The organism is Rhodoferax sp. GW822-FHT04A08, assembly GCF_058801025.1.
This window is the reverse complement of record NZ_JBXAMW010000017.1, coordinates 47,582-65,782: the sequence shown is the minus strand read 5'-3', so window position 1 is coordinate 65,782 and position 18,201 is coordinate 47,582. Positions and strand designations below refer to the sequence as shown.

Annotated in this window: 22 protein-coding genes; all 22 read right to left on the bottom strand. The window is 57.1% G+C overall.

What is annotated here, in order from left to right:
- Nucleotides 1–2 precede the first annotated feature (2 nt).
- On the bottom strand, nt 3–962 hold the full coding sequence (locus AC1RMF_RS22975; protein WP_493144574.1) for a phage tail protein: 960 nt from the start codon (nt 960–962) through the stop codon (nt 3–5).
- A gap of 13 nt (nt 963–975) precedes the next feature.
- A complete protein-coding gene (locus AC1RMF_RS22970; protein WP_493144572.1) occupies nt 976–1,548 on the bottom strand; it encodes a putative phage tail protein in 573 nt (190 codons plus the stop codon).
- A 17-nt stretch (nt 1,549–1,565) separates the two neighbouring features.
- Complete coding sequence (locus AC1RMF_RS22965; protein WP_493144571.1) at nt 1,566–2,633, bottom strand: baseplate J/gp47 family protein; 1,068 nt, start codon at nt 2,631–2,633, stop codon at nt 1,566–1,568.
- Nucleotides 2,634–2,654: 21 nt separating this feature from the next.
- On the bottom strand, nt 2,655–3,035 hold the full coding sequence (locus tag AC1RMF_RS22960; RefSeq protein WP_493144569.1) for a phage GP46 family protein: 381 nt from the start codon (nt 3,033–3,035) through the stop codon (nt 2,655–2,657).
- A gap of 9 nt (nt 3,036–3,044) precedes the next feature.
- On the bottom strand, nt 3,045–3,623 hold the full coding sequence (locus tag AC1RMF_RS22955; protein ID WP_493144567.1) for a phage baseplate assembly protein V: 579 nt from the start codon (nt 3,621–3,623) through the stop codon (nt 3,045–3,047).
- Nucleotides 3,620–4,747, bottom strand: a complete 1,128-nt coding sequence (locus AC1RMF_RS22950) for a phage baseplate assembly protein (RefSeq protein WP_493144566.1) — start codon at nt 4,745–4,747, stop codon at nt 3,620–3,622. Before AC1RMF_RS22950 ends, AC1RMF_RS22955 begins: the two co-directional genes overlap by 4 nt.
- On the bottom strand, nt 4,731–5,993 hold the full coding sequence (locus tag AC1RMF_RS22945; protein WP_493144564.1) for a DNA circularization protein: 1,263 nt from the start codon (nt 5,991–5,993) through the stop codon (nt 4,731–4,733). The genes AC1RMF_RS22950 and AC1RMF_RS22945 overlap by 17 nt, the downstream gene beginning before the upstream one ends.
- A 1-nt stretch (nt 5,994) precedes the next feature.
- The gene (locus AC1RMF_RS22940) at nt 5,995–7,965 is read right to left on the bottom strand and encodes a phage tail tape measure protein (protein ID WP_493144563.1); all 1,971 of its coding nucleotides are present in this window, start codon (nt 7,963–7,965) and stop codon (nt 5,995–5,997) included.
- A gap of 184 nt (nt 7,966–8,149) precedes the next feature.
- Nucleotides 8,150–8,500 (bottom strand): hypothetical protein, encoded by a 351-nt coding sequence (locus AC1RMF_RS22935; protein WP_493144562.1) that lies wholly within the window; start codon nt 8,498–8,500, stop codon nt 8,150–8,152.
- Nucleotides 8,497–8,871, bottom strand: coding sequence for a phage tail protein (locus AC1RMF_RS22930; RefSeq protein WP_493144560.1), 375 nt, complete (start codon nt 8,869–8,871; stop codon nt 8,497–8,499). The genes AC1RMF_RS22935 and AC1RMF_RS22930 overlap by 4 nt, the downstream gene beginning before the upstream one ends.
- Nucleotides 8,872–8,900: 29 nt before the next feature.
- Nucleotides 8,901–10,322: a phage tail sheath C-terminal domain-containing protein gene (locus tag AC1RMF_RS22925; protein WP_493144558.1), complete on the bottom strand. Its 1,422-nt coding sequence runs from the start codon at nt 10,320–10,322 to the stop codon at nt 8,901–8,903.
- A 74-nt stretch (nt 10,323–10,396) separates the two neighbouring features.
- Nucleotides 10,397–10,603 (bottom strand): DUF2635 domain-containing protein, encoded by a 207-nt coding sequence (locus tag AC1RMF_RS22920; protein ID WP_493144557.1) that lies wholly within the window; start codon nt 10,601–10,603, stop codon nt 10,397–10,399.
- A gap of 11 nt (nt 10,604–10,614) precedes the next feature.
- Nucleotides 10,615–11,202 (bottom strand): phage protein Gp37, encoded by a 588-nt coding sequence (locus AC1RMF_RS22915; RefSeq protein WP_493144555.1) that lies wholly within the window; start codon nt 11,200–11,202, stop codon nt 10,615–10,617.
- Nucleotides 11,202–11,654 carry a gp436 family protein gene (locus AC1RMF_RS22910; protein ID WP_493144554.1) on the bottom strand — a complete coding sequence of 151 codons (453 nt, stop codon included), beginning with the start codon at nt 11,652–11,654 and terminating at the stop codon, nt 11,202–11,204. The genes AC1RMF_RS22915 and AC1RMF_RS22910 overlap by 1 nt, the downstream gene beginning before the upstream one ends.
- A 28-nt stretch (nt 11,655–11,682) precedes the next feature.
- Nucleotides 11,683–11,856: a DUF7210 family protein gene (locus AC1RMF_RS22905; protein ID WP_493144553.1), complete on the bottom strand. Its 174-nt coding sequence runs from the start codon at nt 11,854–11,856 to the stop codon at nt 11,683–11,685.
- 134 nt (nt 11,857–11,990) lie between these two features.
- The gene (locus tag AC1RMF_RS22900; protein ID WP_493144551.1) at nt 11,991–12,947 is read right to left on the bottom strand and encodes a major capsid protein; all 957 of its coding nucleotides are present in this window, start codon (nt 12,945–12,947) and stop codon (nt 11,991–11,993) included.
- Between the two features lie 42 nt (nt 12,948–12,989).
- Nucleotides 12,990–13,358, bottom strand: coding sequence for a capsid cement protein (locus tag AC1RMF_RS22895; protein WP_493144550.1), 369 nt, complete (start codon nt 13,356–13,358; stop codon nt 12,990–12,992).
- Between the two features lie 34 nt (nt 13,359–13,392).
- Nucleotides 13,393–14,526, bottom strand: coding sequence for a hypothetical protein (locus AC1RMF_RS22890; RefSeq protein WP_493144548.1), 1,134 nt, complete (start codon nt 14,524–14,526; stop codon nt 13,393–13,395).
- Between the two features lie 62 nt (nt 14,527–14,588).
- A complete protein-coding gene (locus tag AC1RMF_RS22885) occupies nt 14,589–15,119 on the bottom strand; it encodes a phage virion morphogenesis protein (protein WP_493144546.1) in 531 nt (176 codons plus the stop codon).
- Nucleotides 15,120–15,216: 97 nt separating this feature from the next.
- On the bottom strand, nt 15,217–16,437 hold the full coding sequence (locus AC1RMF_RS22880) for a phage head morphogenesis protein (RefSeq protein WP_493144545.1): 1,221 nt from the start codon (nt 16,435–16,437) through the stop codon (nt 15,217–15,219).
- Nucleotides 16,434–16,634: a hypothetical protein gene (locus AC1RMF_RS22875; RefSeq protein WP_493144544.1), complete on the bottom strand. Its 201-nt coding sequence runs from the start codon at nt 16,632–16,634 to the stop codon at nt 16,434–16,436. The genes AC1RMF_RS22880 and AC1RMF_RS22875 overlap by 4 nt, the downstream gene beginning before the upstream one ends.
- Nucleotides 16,631–18,172, bottom strand: a complete 1,542-nt coding sequence (locus tag AC1RMF_RS22870) for a DUF935 domain-containing protein (protein WP_493144543.1) — start codon at nt 18,170–18,172, stop codon at nt 16,631–16,633. The genes AC1RMF_RS22875 and AC1RMF_RS22870 overlap by 4 nt, the downstream gene beginning before the upstream one ends.
- Nucleotides 18,173–18,201 lie beyond the last annotated feature (29 nt).

The window sequence follows — 18,201 nt, the reverse complement described above, 5'->3', positions numbered from 1 at the left end:
TCCTAGAACGTGTAGCCAGTGAGGTAAATGAGTGCTGAAGTTGACGCCCCTGTGAAGAACGTCTGGTAGTAGATTGATTGCGACGTAGTCAACAGCACATTGCCGAAGGAGCCTTGATTGGGGATGTTGAGAATTACGTTGCCACCTTGATACACCTGTCCATATAGACCAGAGTCACCAGCAACTACCACGTTTGCATACACGGCACCTGCATTGGTGGTGTTGAGGTACAAGAGCCCACTTATGCTTAGGGCATTGATTGGAATGGTTGATGCAACTGACAGCGTAGTGCTCACTCCGCTAGAGCTTTGAGTTACGACCAAAACCGGACTAAATTGAACACTGCGGTCGCGTTGAAAAGCCGGTTTGAACTGACCGCTCGCATTTGTGGGCCAAACGCTAACCAGCGCAGATGCCGTATATCCAGCAGGCATATTGCCACCGCCATAAACATTTGGCTGAGCTGCAGCAGTTGCGTTGGTTGCAAGCAATGCACTGGTCTGAGTGGCAGGGTTATAAATGGCATAGAGGGCCACGTATCCGGATGCAGGCGCTGCACCTGTATCCATGCCACCCGCACCAACAGTTCCCAAGTTGACCGTCTTGTTGAAGTTGGCAATGCGAAAAAGCGTTCCCCCTAATGCCTTCTCCAGAATAACTTCATCAGCGGTCAAAGTCGCACTTGCTGACGCCGCGCTAACCGACATCTTCAGATTTCTCATAGAACCAACAGTGGTCCCTGCGATCAGCCGAATTGCCTGCAGCAGCTGGTTGTAAGCGCCGCTATTTGGAACGATGCCCGACTCCTCAATAACACTCAGTGGCTCCTCCTGGACACCGTCGCACCAGGTATTGTTCATAGCAGTAGCAAGAATTCCGAGGGCAGGGTTGCCTGGACTGAAGCCGTTTTTTCCTGCGCCAAATTTGTTGGCCTGAGCATTTCCGGTTTGGATGCGATCCATCTATTTCTCCAGATCAGGGTGCGTAGCCAAACATGGCTATGGTGTGCGCGGGTTTGCGCCGGTTGACCATGCATTCCAGTTGGGTGTTTCCCCAAGATGCAAGTGGTGTGTCACATGGTGATTCACAGGTCGCGCTGATAACTAAGGTGCTCACAGGTACATTCAATCGCCAGACGCCAATGAAATCGAATCCATTGACGTAGCTGTCGCATGGATCTGCGCACGTCATGGGACCATACTCAGTGATAGTGCAGCCCGCGTAACCGAATCCTGCTGCTTGCGTAATGAAAAATGAACGTGACAAATTGCCACGTCCGGCAACACGGTCCATCAGATTTGCGCGACGAGCGGCCTCCGTAGCACCAGCACCGCCAATACATGCATCGGGAAGCCCGTAATTGCGCTCCCAATCAACCAACATCTGCGCCGTTGTGTCCGGCTGTTGTTCCCTTGCCAGAAAATCTGCCAGGGTGATCGCGTAGTCCAACACCGCAGCAACCGCCGCCGCCTCTGCGCGAACATTGGGCGCGGCTCGGTCATATGCCACGGGGGGCAGACATTCGAGTAGTGCGTCGCGGGTGTTCATGATGGTGGTTGGTGGTATCAGCTCAGAGTCAACACGCCAAGAGTGATCAACTCAAGTGCGATGGAGCTGACGGAGGATGTCACGTTGGCAGCAGGAAGGGCTAGAGTGACGTCGGTCACACCAGGAACATTTAAGATGGCTTTGATAAGCTGATTGCGTACCAAAGTCCCACCCGGAGGAAGGCCAGCAAACACAGCAGCGACAGCTGCTTGAATATCTGCTGTGATACCCGCCAAGGTGTAGCCAGAAGCTACGACCACCGTTGCAGTCGCGGCATTGACCAGTGAGGTTGGCACCAAGGCCATGACTCCATAGACGGGGAGCATCCCTACAGGACGATTGGCATCCAGTACGGCTTGCACTGAGGCTATGAGGGGTGCGCTTGGTAGGCCCGAAACGGGCATGGGAACCACATCCACGGTGCCAGCGCCTCGCCGGGCAGGAAACACGAAGCACCGTTTCACACCAGGAACTGACAGCGCCCAACGCTGATAGTCCACAGCATTTCCACCTTGCGCCAACTCGCTAAGCTCCAGTAGTAGCCTGGACAGCAGATCTGCATCGTCTTCAACATCTGCACCACCTGTCATGGTGAGTATGGTTGCAGTTCCGGCCAACGCACCTGGCGAGCTGACGGTCGCAGGCGTGTTGTCAGATTGGTTGCCCGCAGCTCCGGCAACGAGTGCTGCTGCAGCTACGTCAGCCGTTCCTCCTGCACCTATTACGCCTGCAGCCGTAGTGGCGAACGCGACGCCTTGAGCATTGGTGAATTGCTGGCCTAAGGGAACAGCGGTTCCCACAACACCGCCGAAACGCCCAGTTCCAGCAGCTGCAGCCGCAATCTTACGGAACACACCGCGCTGGTTTGCCATGCGCTCCATGTAGTCGCTGTCTGCGAGATCCGGAAAAGCCTGGCGCGATACCCATGCCTGATGGCTGTAAATGCCCTCGGCCACGGCAGCGATCGCACTGGCACGCACGAAGTGGTCACTGTCTGGGCCAATGGCAGCAGACGGATTCTGGCTGAGGACTGCCTGTAGGAACTGGTTACGAATTTGCTCGAAGGTAGGAACTGTGTATGACATCGTGTGCTCTAAATTTCAGGTTCAAACAACCTTTACAGGCAGATCAAAACTGCTTTGAACGCCGTGTGCGTCCACAATTTCCACTGTGATCGCCAGCTGCCCGGTAGCCACGTGAAAGGTGCGCACGTCCACGGACTGGGCGCGGCCATCGGCAATGAGTGGCTGCAGGGCATCTGCGGCGTATTGCTGCGCCAGGCGCGCCACGCGCACCAGATCCTTTTCGCGGGATAGCTCGTACAGCCTGGAGCCCACCGTCGCATCGCCAAACCAACTGCCAAGCGGTGTGGTCAAGCGCAGATATGCGGCGTTCAGCAGACCGTTGGCTGGGTCGCGCTGCAATGCGCCGACCATGTTGGGGTCTGCGCTGTAGTCGCCGGTCTTGGGGTTGATAAGTGCGTCCATGCTGCTCACTTACATAGCTGGAGCTGCTGGACCTACCGCGCCACCTTGCGGATCGGTATGGCCGTGGCCGTTGTAGGTCGAACGCATTCCCGACATCGACTTAGCACCACCTTGATCGGACACATTACCCGTTGCGGTAATGTCGTGAGCGCAGGTGATGTTGCCGCCGACAGACAGGTCTCCGCTGGTGGCAACTAAGGGACACGTAATGTCAACCTTTGTAGTGGCTACCAGTTCTGCGACGCCACCTTTTTTGAACCAGAGGTGATCCCCCCATTGGTTGTACACCGCAGCTTCGCCCTGGTTGTTGAGTTTCAGTCGATAGGCCCCGTGTTCTGAGGCAATAATCACCGAGGCACTAGTGCGCCCACCCAGTGGAATCACAATGATCTGTGATCCGGCAGGTGGTGCAGACGTGAAGCCGAATTGCTGCATCAGTTCCACATCCTGAAGTTGTTCATCTGCCAGTCCCTCAGCGTTGACGCGCTGGATACGCTGCGCAATGGAAATGCCCTGCAGGACTGCGCGCATCGCACCGCGCGCGTTAGCCAGGCCACGCTTAACTTCACGACGGATCTGGTCAATCACTGGAATGCTCCCGCAGTCAAATCAACAATCTGACCAGGTAGCGAGTTTTTGCCACGGCGATGCCTGCGTTTACTCGGATGAGCATCAAGAAGCCAAACGCCATCTTCCTTAAGCGTCAAAATGGTGCGTTGCCCTTGGTGCTTGTCACCAGTGAACCGGCGTCCCATCAGAAAGTAGACCCCATCCAGGTCATGAGGTTCGCTTTTTACTGCAACCCTTTGTCCAGGAGACCACAGCACACCATCGTCGGTGCGGTGACCACGCACCGTTGCGGTAAGCGTGTAACATTTGATTCGAGAGTCGCTGATGATCTTGCGTCCACGTGCGCGAGCTATGGATTCATTGATTGCCTCATGGTCCACGACAACCTTTGGTCGGTAGGATTGAACCCCCGTATCCTTTTCAACGCCCTTGATGTTGTTGCGACCATCACGCTCGCTTGCGCCAACGCCATTGGCATGGCTTTGCCCATACACAGTTACCTGGCTGTAGCGTTCAACAATTGAATGCTTTTCCGCAAGCTTCAATACGTTGTTTCCTTTGCCATCTTCCCGCAAGATCAACGTAGCTACAGGTGGAAGGTCATAGCGTGGCCCCCCAACAACTAGGGTGCCGTCCGGTTCAAACCAGGGCCAGAGACCATTGGCTTCAGCGGCGCGACGCAAGCTGTCCCAGGCACTGTCGCCGGGCTCAATATTCACCTTCTCTCGCATCAGCTTTGTCTCTGCGTCGATACGAATGCGGCTTACTGGGAACTTCAAAGGAGCAAGAATCTTGGCGATAACCTGGTCAAGCGTTACTTGGCGCATGGAAAGTACTGGGCTTGAGCAGTCGAGCAGCAACCCCGCATCATCACGACCTGTTAGGAGCAGCTCATGCTTACCCTTCTCGACTGATAAGTCACGTTCATCGAGAGCGCCCATCAACACTGTGTCATGGTTCATACGCACCTGAACTCTGGCACCAGATACGACCGTAGCGGGCAATTTGATGACGGGTTGTGCCAAGCGCACGTGCCATGCATCAGCTGGTGTCATCAAGTCGCTGTCGATTTCATAGTATGTCCACCCCCTGTGGGCAACCTCGCCAATAAGAAGCTCTACGTCATCAGATGGAGTAGACATGCAGAATATCTCCACGTTGGAGCAAGACGTTGCGTCCCAAGCTATTGAGCCGAGCGATCTCATCGGCACGTGATGCATCACCATACAACTGGTGCGCTACCAATCGGATAGGTCCACTGGTTGGGCAAGGCTTGCTTATTACAGGCGGTCGTTGGTTGATGACAGCTTGTGCCGCCTCCAGCACCGCTGATGCCACTTCGCGCAATGCTTCTGCCACCTGACCGCGCCCCTCTGCGTCCATCGCACTTCGCGTACTGTCGATGGCTGCCTTCAAGCCAGCACGCGTGACATTGGTTGCTGCCTCGATGTCTGCGCGATCCAGTATTGGGGTATCCATCTCGCCAGCCAGCACAATGGTCCAGGCATCTGCAACTGCGCAGGCCGCATGAACCTGCGTATGCGCTTGCACGATCGCCGTATCTGCCAGCATCGTGGCATCAGGGTTAGCCACGTTGGGGACAATAGCAATCTTGGATGGAGCTACGGTTTGAGCGACCGTATTGAAGTCACTGAGGCCGCTGCCGCTGACCAGGCTATTTCCGCTGGATGGGTCAAACAGAATATTGCGCCCACCAAAAGGAAGTCCCTGCAAGGCGCGGTCGACTACAGAAAACAGATCGGCAACGTAGGACAGTGGATACAGCACTGGATCCAGATCGCTCAGGACAACGCGCAGGGCGCTGGTATCCAGCAGATTGCTCAGTGCGTTTTTAGCCTGGCCGAAAGCATCCTTCAAGACGGATATGCGCAGCAAAGCACCCGCCTGGGCATCTTCAATTCTCCGGATCAGGGTATCGTCAGCAATGGACCTTGCTGCATCGCTTTTACCACTGATAGCTTCCACCTTGGATGCCGAGCTGGAAGTTGTGAACACCAGATCGCGTGTCGTGTGCTCGATGAAGCTGATCGCCAGCATCGCGCCGTTCACCAGGTCTTCGTCATGCTCATCTTCCCAGTTCTCAGCTAGCACAGTCATCTTGCCGTGGACCGGGTGGATCAATTCACCTGCACCAGGTGACTCAAGTGCGCTTATCAGTTGAGATAGGGAATTCTCATAGTCGTCACCAAAGACGATTGCCTTCACTTTGACACGCCTGGCACGCAGATTCAAATCGTCCAGATCAGCACCAGCAGTGTATGGGTACTCGTTCTCCACGATGGATCGCTGCCCCGACCGCACAACACTGATCACGTCAAACTTGACGCCCTTGAAACTCGCATCCAGGAGTGTGTTTTCCCAGGCCATGTCAGTTCCTACGGGCAGTGCGGCCGTTGGTGCTATTGAGCGTGTCAGCCAGGACTTGACCGTCCACGGTCAGCATGACCGGTCGGTTTGCCAGTGCTTCCATGCGCGTAAGAATGGGCGAGATCATTGCCACTAGCTCCTGCGCATTGGCATCCGCTATATCCGGCCCACCAGCGAGATCCAGACGGCGTGGATCAACAAACCCCTTGCCACGGTGCCCGCCCTTTGCCATCGCGTCCTGGGCGTCCATACGCTTCAGCGCGGCAATATCTTCTTCACTAGGCTGTGTCAGCGACTCCAGCAGCATCAAGGGGCCCAGCAGCTTTCCGCCAGCTGACAGCAGCTTGCTCATAGAGAAGGCGCTTGCCACGCTGGATCCTGCGGTAGCTGCAGGAGCTGCCAACGATTCGGCAGCAGCACCGGCTGCGACTCCACCGCCCCTTTTAAGAAGGGCCATCACACCGAGCGCACCTCCTGCCGCTGCTGCTGCTGCTGCAAGGCCTCCAACGGCCCATGTGGCCGTCTGCACAACCGTGGCATAGCCTGGGTACCTGCGATACAGATCAGCCGTGCCGTCAGCCAACTTGCCCAGGGCATCGTTGACACCACTCAACCCCTTGGTCTGGGCAAACAATTCTTCATTCTTGAGCTGCTGCGTCTTGAAGTCGTTGGTGGTGCGGATCAACTCCATGTTGCCTTCGCCTATTTGGCCGGTTGCGCCACCGGTCGCAGCCAGGTTCTCCTGGAAGTAATCCCGGTTGGAGCGCAATGCCACCAGGGCCTGCATGCTCTGCTGGTTGTGAAACAGCTTTCCCAAGGCACTACCGGCAAACAGCGTCGCCTGCTGGCGCATGATGTCTTCCTGCTCGGGGCTGTAGATCGGGTTGCCCTTGGCATCGCGCATCTTCTGAGTGGCATCCAGCTTCTTCTGGAGTGCTGCAAACCGTGGGTCATGATTGGCAACGTAGTCGGCCAGGGCAACCGTACCGGTAAGCGCATTGCCACCGGAACCAATGTGCTTGGCAATGGAGCCTGCTGCATCGATGCCCATCGACTTTGCCGCAGTCATCAGGGCGTGGCCGTTGATCATGGACAGCAGGTCTTTGAAGTTGGTTCCTGCCTCATCCTTGGTTCCAGCTGTCAGGCGCGAGGTCTGAACACCAGCGAGCATCTGCTCGTAGCCCTTCATGCCCGTCATACCTGCAGCGCCACCTGCAGCGCCGATTTGCGGCATCCACTTCGCCAGGTTGTCCAGCTCCATGCTGCCCACATTGGTGGATGCAAGGGTCTTGTCCAGCATCACTGGAATGTCTTCGCGCTTCAACTTGAGTGAGCGCAACCCATAGATCACCAGGTTGGCAATGTTGGATGGATCGGCATTTCCAGCGGTCGCGTACTTCTGCACGTGCGGCAGGAGGTAGTTCACATCGTCTTTGTCGATGTTGGCCGCATACAGGTCGTTCATGCCCTTCAAAGCGGTCTCGCGTGAACCGCCGCCAGTGCGCACCGCACGCTCAACGGCGTCATTCATGCTCATCATGCCAACGCGCCGCTCAGCCGCTGACTTGTCCGAGTAAGCAATGTTTGCTGCATCGGCAAGCTGCTTTTCATAGGTGCGACCCTGCTCCAGTGCTGGAGCCATCACATACTTGGCTGCCTGGAATGCTGCAACGCTGGTGGTAACGCCCTTGATGGTGTTGCCGGCAACGCTCCACGCAGTCTTGAGCTTCTCGGCCAGGCTGACTGCATTCTGAGTATGCTTGGCGAGCTCCACCACTTCCTTGGCGGCCTGGGCAGGCCCCTTCATTTCAACCAGGGACTTGCCAGTCTTTTCACTGGCCTGGGTTACCTGGCCCAATTCCTTTTCAATTTCCTTGAGGTTTTTTTCCACCTCATCCAGCGTGCGGCGCAGCGGTGCCACCAACCGCTCATTGAGGCTGGTGGTCATGGCAACGCGCAGATCTTGGGTCACAGTCAGGATGCTTTCTTCGGCTTAATAGGTTGCGGCTTCTTCTTTTTGCCCTGGCGCAGACTGATCATCTTTTGGGTGGTCTGAGTGGTGAGGTCACCGCGCTTACCACCACGTGCCACCTGCAGGAGTACCTTGGCTTGCACAATGTCGATCGCGCCAGACTCAGTCCAGCTCAGACCAATGCTCAGGAGCGCGAGGCGGACCCGGTACCAGTCGGCGTTGAGAGAATGGCGCTGACCCGCTTTTTTTCGAGTTCAGCAGCAGCAGCCTCCAGCAGATTGAAGTCAGACGGATGCAGCGCGACGATCTGATCGAAGGTGATCTTCTCTGCCGCCAGGGTGCCGAGCTTTACCAGTTGGCCTGCCAGAATGGCAGCACTAAGGGCCACATGGTTGGTAACACCCACCAGATCCACCGCATCAATGTTGTCCTGCACGGTGGGCAGGCGCAGTGCGAAATCGCGGTGCACTACGCCATCAATGGTCAGGCCGGTACCAAGGGTGCCAGTTTCAATCAGCTCGTTGCTAGCGCTCATTCAAGCACCTTGCGCAGGCCCACCAGCGACACATCGATGACGGCTTCGCCCTCTACCTGGTATTTCTCGCCCGCATCAATGGCGAAGCAATCCAGATAACTGGTGCGCTGACCACCGCCCACCGGTTGAACAGTGATCTTGGCCCCTTCGATATTGGACCAATCAATCGGAGTGCCCGTCAAAGGGATCACCGCTGTAATCGACAACTCATAGATAGTGATGCCGCGAGAGAAACCTTTGGCGCGCATCGCACGGTTCATGGTTTTGACCAGGCGCCTACCGGTCGTGGCCTTGACGCCTACCGAGGTCACCTCGATTTCCTTGCCATCCACCTCAATCGAAGCCGCGCCAATAAATTCTTGCAATGACATTTTTATTTCCTTTTAATCAGTGCTGACTGTTACAGGATCAGATCCAAGCGACCGGCAAACACGTGCAGGCCGTTGACTACGTCCACAGGGATCTTGGCGTTGAGTCGGTTCACATCCTGGCTGTCGCGTTCAACGACCAGGTCGTTCTTCCACTTGTCTACGTTCTCGATAATCTCCAGCTCTTCGAGCTTGTACGCAACATCCAGCAGTTCACTGCGCACGCGGGCGGGAGTCTTGTCGCTGAGCTTGTCGCGGGGAAAGCGCAATTCAACTCGAGTGCGCCAGGCCTTCATGCAGTAGTCCATCGTGCGAATGGTTGTCACGTCCAACCAGCTCACATCTGTGACGCTTGCCGCGTTGAGCGTATAGGTGGTGACCGCACGAACAATTTGAACGACATCACCGGGGCCCCATTCCAGAGGTGTGACGCCATTGGCAAGACAGGTTTCCTGTTCAGTGCGGCTCAGGCGATCGGCGATCAGCGGCGGCGTAATGCCAGTGAGAACCAGAGTGTTCAAAGGGCGTGCTGGGTCTTCTTCAAACGCCAAGACGGCGGCATATGCAGCTGCGACTTCTTCTGCGGCAGATACCGTATTCTTGATCAGCGCCTGCGTCATACGCTCGGAATTCATCGTCCCAGCCTGGGTGGTAGCTGCACTCAGGGTGCCGCCACTTGCATATACGCCGATCGCGGGACGGCGCTCCATCGGGCTGCTCACACTAGCCAGGTGCGTGCGCAGATCTGTCATGGGTGTGCCTGTGGTGTATGGCACAACCAGGATTTCATGACCCCCGGTGAATGCGTTGGCCAGGGCCGCTGCCAATGTGGGATCGTTCAGGCCACCGGTAAAGGCCGTGGCAGTGACCGTAATACCAGTGGCAGAGCTGACGGAGGTCAGACGGTGGGCGTTGCCCACCACACCCTTATTGAGCTCGATGAGCGTGACAACGGCACCAGCTGCTGCCTGGCTGGTGGGCAGGTCAATCAGCGTGTTGAGCACTGTAACGATGTTGCCCGCCACGACTGCAGCGGTGTCACCCACCGATACAGGCACAGACAGATCGATACCGGCAACGTTGATGGCAACCGCGCCTGCAGCGGTTGCAGTGCCCGCCGCTGTGAGCGTTGCCGTTGCTGCCACACCGGTACCGGAATCAGCCACCGGCAGCACAAAGAGCTGCGCATAGCGGTTGGACTTCAGTGCGGCCTTGACCATGCGGTGCGCCTGGCTACCACGCCCAAAGAGCGCTGCTGCCGTCTCAGAGTCATAGACCTGGACAACCGTAGCTGCAACGGCCGTGCCGGTGGCGCGCATCTGCGCGACGATCAGGACGCGCTGCAGGTTGGTGGGCAGGGAACGCACGGCCAGGGCCGCGTTGTACTCGAAGTACTTGCCAGGCTTGCGGATGCTGCTGGGAATGCTGTTGAAGCTGACGTTGGGGCTCGACATGTTGGTGGTTCCTTAGTGAAGCCAGTTACTTGATTGGTATCTCGGCGCTCTGAAAAAAGACTTTTGCGGCGCTTTTACGATGCAGCCTTGGCCGACTTCGCGGCTGCCGCCGAGTCGGTAGGGTTCTGCTGCACGGCGGCGACCTCCACCAGCTCGTTATCGGCAAGACGGCGTAGGTAATAGGCAGTGACTTCAATTTCGACAGGTGTGTCTTCCGTGATGTACTCACGGGGGTTTTGCTCGGTCGGAACCTTCAGGCCGGGTGTTGCAATGACTTTCATGAATGAACCTCTCAGGTCGTGGTAATCGAATCGGTGCGGTCTGGCGGATCACCAGGTGCGGAATGCTGGGGCTTCAAGTAGTAGCTCATGCCAATCGTCTGCAGCTCGCCAGGTGGTGTTGTGTCTGGATCAGCAAAGACGTCCATCCACTCTGTGTAGAACTTCTGTGCATAGACCACCACGGCTTCGCGGTTGATCATGCTTTTCATGACAGGGCGCGTCTCACCAGGTGTGATCGGCTGTATTGCCAGATCCAGCTTCTGGTTGACCAGCGCTGCCTGGTTGTCAGAGAGGATCTCGTACACACCCACGTCTGCGCCAGCGCTAGATGAGTTGAGACGTCCCTTGTTCTCTACCAGGGCGCGTTGGGCGCAGAGCACCTCAAACGAAGCGCGTACCTTGAAGCTATGAATGCCAGTGCGCTTGTATTCATGCACCTGGTCAAAGGTGACCCAGGTAGCAGGAAGGGTACGAATCCATCCAAACAGGTCATCGTCAAGTTGACCAGCATAGCTTTCCACCAGGATGGTGTAGGGCCGCGTAACGTTGCGCAGCTGCGCAACCATTGCAGATTCGACCAGGCTTATTGGACTAGTCATCACAGCACCTGGCTCAGGCCGCTATAGGATTTCGTCTGGGCCCGTACGGTGAAATTCCCACCGACCGATGCAGGGCCACCGGCATTTGCCAGCATCAGGTCACCCAGACTGAACTTGCCATCTGCAATTTGTTCAAGAACCTTGATGGCATCCTTGAAGCGGTTGCGAATCGTCTCGGTTTCCATGATCTCGGTGCCGGTCTGACGGTAGCGAGCGATTTCAACCACCAGGCGTGTCAGGGTTGACGGCACTGCGGCCACTTGACCGGATGAGGTCTGCAGCGGCAGTGCATAGCGCCTGCCTACATAGCCATTGACCTCATCTTGCGCCAACGCCAAGGCAGCTGTGAGCGCAGCCAGGTCGGGCGCTCCAGTGTTGTTTCTGTCACTGATCGCGGTGGCCTCACGGGCCCCCAACTGGTCAATGACATCCTGTGGCGTGGCGTAGATCATCTGATTTCAGCGTGGCTCAGATGGCCGCTTAAGCGGCGGCAGCGGCAGGCAGGTCTTCCAGGATTCCCTCGTTTTTGAGCGGAGCGGCCTGGTCAGCAGTCATCTCGACGGTTTCGCCGATTTCGTAGCGGACGTTGTCATGGTCCACGGGAGACAAGACTTTGAATTGCGCTTTGACTTGGTCAGATTTCTTGGTGGCCATATAAACCTCAGGTTGAATTGCGGATGACAGCTTCAAAGGCTGTATTGAGGGAACACTTCATTCACTCAATACAGCCCCCTGCTTTCGCAGGAGGCCGGGTCGTAGGTGGATGACCAGTCTCTCTGGGTGTTGCTTTACGGCACGACTTGGTTGAAGTAATAGGCCACGTCGGGCGCAGAAATGATTTCCTTCACCGACTCACCGGCACGCACCAACTTGCTGCCGCGCAGACCTTTGGTGGGAGCTGGAATTTCGCCTGCGACCGCAGTGCCGAACTGCGCCGTGAAGCCAAACACCGGTTGACGCTCAATGGCAGCCTGTTGGTTCGAATAGAACAGCAGACAGTTCTTGCCCCAGGTGCGGCTCAGTGCAGCAGTCTGACCACGGCGTGCGGTGTTGACAAAGCTATCACCCACCACGATTTCCTGGATTTCGAACAGGTCAGCCACTTGCTGGCGATTGGCAATACCAGCGGTCTGGGCACTGGCGTTGCAGGCCTGCACGATCTTCGGGTGCCGACGCAGCGCGGTCCAGGCTGGGCGACCGATAGCCATCTTGTTGGGACGAATGACCGGCACGTCCAACGCATCACCAATGGCCTTCACGGGGTCCGAGTTGGCCTGGTCACTCCACTGGCTGGTGCCAGACAAGGTAGCCTGGTTACCCGCTGCGTACTGCGCGGTGTTGAAGACCAGATTGGCAACACGCACTTCACGGTCCAGCTTGATCAGATTCATGATCATCATGATGGAGTGCTCTTCTGGAGAGAGCGGACCAGCTCCATCTGGCTTTGGCATCGCAAGGAAGGCTTGAATTTCCGAATTGGAGATCATGTCATCCAGACCATAGTCAAAGGTCTGATCCTGCAACTCGACACCCTTGAAATCCACCTTGTTGGGATCGCTCTTAGGTCCGACCTTGGTGTCGGGCACCGTGAAGCCGTCAGCCAGGTTGTACTTCGTCCACTTGAATAGCTGGGCGCTGGAGATACGGGGCAACACCTGGTCGGCAATCAATACCTGGTCAGGGTTGCGATAGGCCATCGCAATGGCGGTCAACGCCGGGTTGATGGGAAATGCAAATTGGCTCATCTCGGGTCCTTGAAAGTTAGGAAGGGGGCTTTGGGTTTGCGTTTAGCCTTGGAAGATTCCGGGCTGCACAACGATTTCGCAGATATCGCCCAGAGCGGATGCGGCCTGGTTGGCATAGCCAATCGTGCGCACATTGGTACCGGCAGCGGCTGCAGCGGTGATGGCGCGACCGCTGGCATCGCTCATCAGAAGAGCGCCCGCAACGAAAGCGGCGCCTGCCACCACTTTGGCTTCGCCCAGTTGGATCACATCAACACGTTCACCGCTCACAGCGTCCACGTCGGCTGATACGCCAATGGCGAGATCTGCTGCTGCGGCTGCCGCAACGACGGTGTAGGCACTACCACCTGGTTTGACGATGGTGTAACCAGGAATTGCTCCACCAGTGATGTAGCTTTTCAAAACAAGCATGGGTCTTCTCCGTTAAAAATAGGTTGCAGGGGGATCAGGTGGCAGACACGTGGGCGACGGCTTCTGCCGAATTCACGTGAACACCCTTCTTGCGTTGCTCATCCTGATAGGCAACTGCCTCCGCAGCAATCGCACCGGGTGTCTTTGCTCCGGTGCCACCATCTTTCGCGAACTCGCTAAAGCTCACACTGGGAGGCAATTTCTCCAGATGCTCTTTGAGAACATCCACCAGAGGCTTGGCCGCATCGCCTTCACCAAAGCTCACCACTCCATTGGGTTGCGCAAGGTGGTCCAGGGTGGCCACAACCACATCCTTGATAGATGCAGGCAAGATGGCCTTTGTAACCAGGCCATCAGCAAAGCTCACATGCGCTGCATGACGCTCATCAGCGGCACGCTTGGTCTCGGCGGCTTTCAGTTCCTGCAGCTGCGCGTTGGACGTATCCAATTCGGCCTGCAGTTGTTCGACGGTCTTCGGCATGGGAGAGTTCTCCAGTTGGGTGGTGGTTTGTGAAGAGGTTGCGGCCTTGCCTGACTCAGCAAAGCTGAGTGCAGGCGTACCGCCTGAAATTTCGTCGCCGTCGGCATCAGCGTCTGCCGCTTGGCTGATGGAACGCAAGGAATCAAGCTCCCAGCTAGAGAGCACGCGATCTGCGACTTCCTGGCCCTCTTTGGCAATGAACCAGTCGCGAATGTTTCCAAAGAGGCGTGCGATGGTGCTACCGGCATAGCCAGGCAGGTCACCAAACGTGAGCACCCCTTCCTCGGTCTCAGAGAAGCTCAGCGCACGCAAGCCCTTCACGGCAGGCGGCGTTGCGCCCAGCAGTCCAACGTGACGCAGATGCCACTTTCCCGGCGTTGGGTTGTTGGGTGCGGTGGGGGTATAAAAGCTGGCTGAAACTGTTTTGAAATGGCGTTTTGACACCAAATCCTTCGCATCGTCAGTGGGGTTGGCTACAGCTTCCAAACCGTCATCGGCAAGACTCAGCGAACGAATGCCACCGAACGAAGGTGCATCCATGCTCGGGTGACCGATGACCAACTGGGCTTCGAACTTCGTCGGGTCGTAGGTCTGCTGGACCTCGCTCAAGATTGCGGGCGTGATTTCAAGTTCAACGCCCTCTACGCTCTTGACCTTGCCTGGTTTGGAGATGTGGATTGATGCCATACCCCGTACTTTCGGGGTTGAGCTGCAGACTGCGCAGCGTGACGCGTGTCACTTCTTGCGGCTTATCCTGATAGGCCGTTTCGGTCCAATGCAGAACGATAGAAGCGATTCGCGCTGGCGACCATCTCGCGTGTGTCACGCAAGGTGAGCCAGAGAAATGGCCTGGCAGGAATGTTACTACCCGGATGATTGACCTGGCGCACCACAATGCCGCCGAACGACAGTGCACGCTTGGTCCTCGCCCGGATGACGTGTGGACGCGTCTTGCCGCCATAGTTCTGGATGGCCGCATACACCTTGTTGGTGCCCACTACCGAATGGGTCGCATCAAAGCTTTGCTGCATGGATGCTGCAAGTCCGCCCGATCGCTGCAATATCTTGCCAGGCCACGTGCCTTGCTTTGCCCTGGCTGCTTTGGTTCCTGGATGCAGATCCTGCCAACGCGGCCTGCCCTGCTGCTCGAAATTGTCTTCAACGGCAGCAAACATAATCCCAGCAATGGACCGCATCAATGGCCGTGTGTCGGCCATCTGGTCTGCAGCGCGACGTGCGGCCTTCAAAAACGGCTGGTATTCAATTTTGGCTTCAATCATTTAAAATACCTCTGTTGCTGGCTTCGGAACACCTTCCGACCCCACACCGCCAGGTGTGATGAGGGCTAGCGGTGGTGGGTCCATCGCGCCAGCAGCATCACCTCAATCGCGTCATCCGGCTTGCCACTTCCTTACTAGCAGCTGTGCGAGTTGTTTTGAACAGACTCAGGACAAAAAGCTCATTCGAAGATTTTGTTGCCTTCAACGCCAAGCGATAGACAACATCACCATCCTGCAGATAGATCAATCGGTTTGCAGCCTGCTGGTACACATCACCGTTATCCACAATGTCAGGGATACGGCGGTAGTCATCCAGCGTTATCTCTGGATGCTTTTCAAGCTGCTTGGAAACGGTCTCGCCACTCAGGTACGCAACCGACGCTTTGGTGGCGAGCGCTTCCTGGTCGACCTGGCGCAATACCGCCACGGGAAATGCACCAGGTGCCTTGCCGGATACAAACTGATCAAACGCTGGTCCCTGGATGGCGGTATCTATATAGCGGCGTGACAGCTGCACATCGGCAGCCTCCAGGCGCGGCTGCCACACGGTCAATGCCGGGTTGTTGCTGAATCCAGGATCTGGCTGGAACTTTCCACCAGGCAGGCTTTTATCCACCAGGCGAGTGACCGTGGTGCTGCCACCACCCTTGAGCGGTACCTCCACCTGGCGCAACTTTCCCTCAGAGCTTCCTACCGTCAAACCACGCTGCGTCACGTCCCTTTGGCTGAAGTTGCGCACGCGGCAGCGGCAGCGGTATCCGTTGGGTGGGTAGAAGCTCTGCCAGGCGGGATCGTCATAGCGGAATATCTGCCCGTTGAGTGCCCGGTGCGCGGGGCGCGTGCGGCTGTCCAGGATCGCCACGTATTGCCAGTAGGGACGCTCCTGGGCCTGCTCCATCATCTGCTCATAGCGCCCAGCCATGTAGGCGCTTTGCATATTGGTCTGGAATATGGTGTTCAGGCGTGTGGGCGTCAGGCCCTTGCCGATCACGCCTTGGGCATCAACCCGGCCTGCAGCCTGTAGCTCGGCGGTGGTGCCCTCACGCTTCCACCAGCCCTTGCGCTGCAGCGTGGGGATAAGGCCATCCTTCCACTGCTGCAGCGTCTGGCCCGACTTCAAAGCTTGGGCAAGTGAATCCTGGATGTCCTGGAGCACGTCCAACTTGGCGACATTGGCAACCGTGAAAGCGCGGGCGTGCTGCCCATCAAGCCACTCGGTCCAGTTGCCGGTGACTTGCGCGCCCTTGGCCTGAAGGAACGCAATGGCGTCCTTGGGCTCCAGGCTGATGGCGTGCCCTATGTCGCCTGCAGCAATCATCCGGGCAACCCAAAGTCTTTGGGAGAAATTTGCGCGAGCAGCATGATCTTGCCGATAGCTAGCATCGCAGCAGCTGGTTTTTCCTTCACCAGATCCGTTATGACTTCTTCCATCAAGCTGACATCGAGCTTCTCTTGTGGAGTCAGATCGCTGATGATGCCTTTGAGCATGAGCAGCTCATCCTGTTCTGTCGTCATTGCTTTTCTCCTTCTACGGAATCGCGTCCAACAAGGTCGGCCACAAAGTAGGCGCGGCTCATAAGGTCTTCTATATCAGTGGAGTCCATCTCCGGCCAGGCATCCAGGAGCGCCTGGCGAACCTCATCGGGCGTGGACGCACTTTCAATGGCCTTCAAAGCCGGTGTGAGCAGCTTTTTCATGGCAGCCTGGATCGCGTCGACCGGCAGTCGCTGAATTGCGGCGTCCAGTGCTTCCTGGTCTGGAGGCACGTCTTCAGCCGAAGCGTCGGCAAAGCTGGCACTGTCCCCCGCATTTAGATTCGACAAAGCCGATCGCGCAGCGGGTACCACTGGAGTCTCGGGCCCCAGATCCCCATCTTCCAATTTGTAAGTGCGCTTCCAATAAGCATTGGTGAAGTTCACGCCTGCATCCCTGAGCTTCCCATCGCGGGTCGCCAGCGCATCGTTGACCTCGTCCTGCTCATAGAAGGCATACACCGGTGGGATCACTCCCGGAAAATTCACCTCACATATGAAGCGTACCAACTGGTTGATGCCGCTCGCCACCATCTCGGCATCGTCGTCGCGCAGCTCCTGTTCCACTTCGTGGGCGGCCGTCGCGCTGGCCTTGTTGGATTGCATCTCCACGCTTTGGTTGTTACCCAAGAGCGCAATCGAGATCTCCGATCGGCAGAACATGAGCAGGGACAAAAACATGTCGGCATTGAAGGTGCCTGCCACGTTCATGAGTTCCACGCTGGAATCATCGGGCACCACAGCAACGGCATCACGTACCATCGCATCGAGCTTGTCGGCCAGGGAGTCCACATCGGTCTGCGGAGCCTGGCGCGGCAATTTGCCGACCGCCCACGGCATGCCGTACTTTTCCGTGAAGGTCATCCAGAACTTGAAGCCGCCACGTTTGAAGGTCACCGGCCAGAAGCACGCTGCTAGGTCGGGCTCACCATATGGGTTCTCCCAGCTGCGCATCTTCCCCACCACCACAAACTTGCGGTCGGGAACCACCTGACCCTGGATGGAGCCACGTGGGCGAAACCGCAGTGCCACATCCTCCGGCTCAAAACCGAACCACTCGCTGGGCTTGGCGATCAGGTCCACCGGTGTAATCAGTCCCGCGCTGTGCCCCCACATGACTTCGGCAACCCGGTAACCAAAGAAAGCCCCATCAATCAGGTCGCGGATGATGCGCTGCACGTCCAGCTCCGACAGAATGGCTTCAACCGCCTTGAGTACCCGAACGGGGGTGCGCTTGCTCAGGTCAGGGCTGAAACCTCTCTCCAGTGCCAGCACTGCACCGGCGCGGCGGCGGCGCGCACCCATTACCAGCGGATCGGCCAGCAGGTTGCGGTAGACCTTGATGTTCTGACCCATTGCGCGCAATACCGGGTCCGGGTTGGGCAGCAAGCCGAAGAAGCTGGTCATGTCGCCAGCTGCTAGGCGCGTGGCAATCTGGCCCGCCAATGGGCCGTTCAGGGGCTCAGAATTCTGTGCAAAAGAGACAAATTCGGTCGGCGAAACGTACAAACCACGGCTCATGATGTTCTCCGGGGGTGTTCAAAGCCACC

Excerpts from the sequence above, each read along its gene's own strand:
- AC1RMF_RS22930 (WP_493144560.1), bottom strand. The coding sequence starts at position 8,871 with ATGTCATTGCAAGAATTTATTGGCGCGGCTTCGATTGAGGTGGATGGC.
- AC1RMF_RS22890 (WP_493144548.1), bottom strand. The coding sequence starts at position 14,526 with ATGGCATCAATCCACATCTCCAAACCAGGCAAGGTCAAGAGCGTAGAG.
- AC1RMF_RS22910 (WP_493144554.1), bottom strand. The coding sequence starts at position 11,654 with ATGATCTACGCCACGCCACAGGATGTCATTGACCAGTTGGGGGCCCGT.
- AC1RMF_RS22945 (WP_493144564.1), bottom strand. The coding sequence starts at position 5,993 with ATGGCCTGGGAAAACACACTCCTGGATGCGAGTTTCAAGGGCGTCAAG.
- AC1RMF_RS22965 (WP_493144571.1), bottom strand. The coding sequence starts at position 2,633 with ATGTCATACACAGTTCCTACCTTCGAGCAAATTCGTAACCAGTTCCTA.
- AC1RMF_RS22960 (WP_493144569.1), bottom strand. The coding sequence starts at position 3,035 with ATGGACGCACTTATCAACCCCAAGACCGGCGACTACAGCGCAGACCCC.
- AC1RMF_RS22925 (WP_493144558.1), bottom strand. The coding sequence starts at position 10,322 with ATGTCGAGCCCCAACGTCAGCTTCAACAGCATTCCCAGCAGCATCCGC.
- AC1RMF_RS22915 (WP_493144555.1), bottom strand. The coding sequence starts at position 11,202 with ATGACTAGTCCAATAAGCCTGGTCGAATCTGCAATGGTTGCGCAGCTG.
- AC1RMF_RS22875 (WP_493144544.1), bottom strand. The coding sequence starts at position 16,634 with ATGACGACAGAACAGGATGAGCTGCTCATGCTCAAAGGCATCATCAGC.
- AC1RMF_RS22935 (WP_493144562.1), bottom strand. The coding sequence starts at position 8,500 with ATGAGCGCTAGCAACGAGCTGATTGAAACTGGCACCCTTGGTACCGGC.
- AC1RMF_RS22885 (WP_493144546.1), bottom strand. The coding sequence starts at position 15,119 with ATGATTGAAGCCAAAATTGAATACCAGCCGTTTTTGAAGGCCGCACGT.
- AC1RMF_RS22900 (WP_493144551.1), bottom strand. The coding sequence starts at position 12,947 with ATGAGCCAATTTGCATTTCCCATCAACCCGGCGTTGACCGCCATTGCG.
- AC1RMF_RS22950 (WP_493144566.1), bottom strand. The coding sequence starts at position 4,747 with ATGTCTACTCCATCTGATGACGTAGAGCTTCTTATTGGCGAGGTTGCC.
- AC1RMF_RS22905 (WP_493144553.1), bottom strand. The coding sequence starts at position 11,856 with ATGGCCACCAAGAAATCTGACCAAGTCAAAGCGCAATTCAAAGTCTTG.
- AC1RMF_RS22870 (WP_493144543.1), bottom strand. The coding sequence starts at position 18,172 with ATGAGCCGTGGTTTGTACGTTTCGCCGACCGAATTTGTCTCTTTTGCA.
- AC1RMF_RS22895 (WP_493144550.1), bottom strand. The coding sequence starts at position 13,358 with ATGCTTGTTTTGAAAAGCTACATCACTGGTGGAGCAATTCCTGGTTAC.
- AC1RMF_RS22970 (WP_493144572.1), bottom strand. The coding sequence starts at position 1,548 with ATGAACACCCGCGACGCACTACTCGAATGTCTGCCCCCCGTGGCATAT.
- AC1RMF_RS22920 (WP_493144557.1), bottom strand. The coding sequence starts at position 10,603 with ATGAAAGTCATTGCAACACCCGGCCTGAAGGTTCCGACCGAGCAAAAC.
- AC1RMF_RS22880 (WP_493144545.1), bottom strand. The coding sequence starts at position 16,437 with ATGATTGCTGCAGGCGACATAGGGCACGCCATCAGCCTGGAGCCCAAG.
- AC1RMF_RS22975 (WP_493144574.1), bottom strand. The coding sequence starts at position 962 with ATGGATCGCATCCAAACCGGAAATGCTCAGGCCAACAAATTTGGCGCA.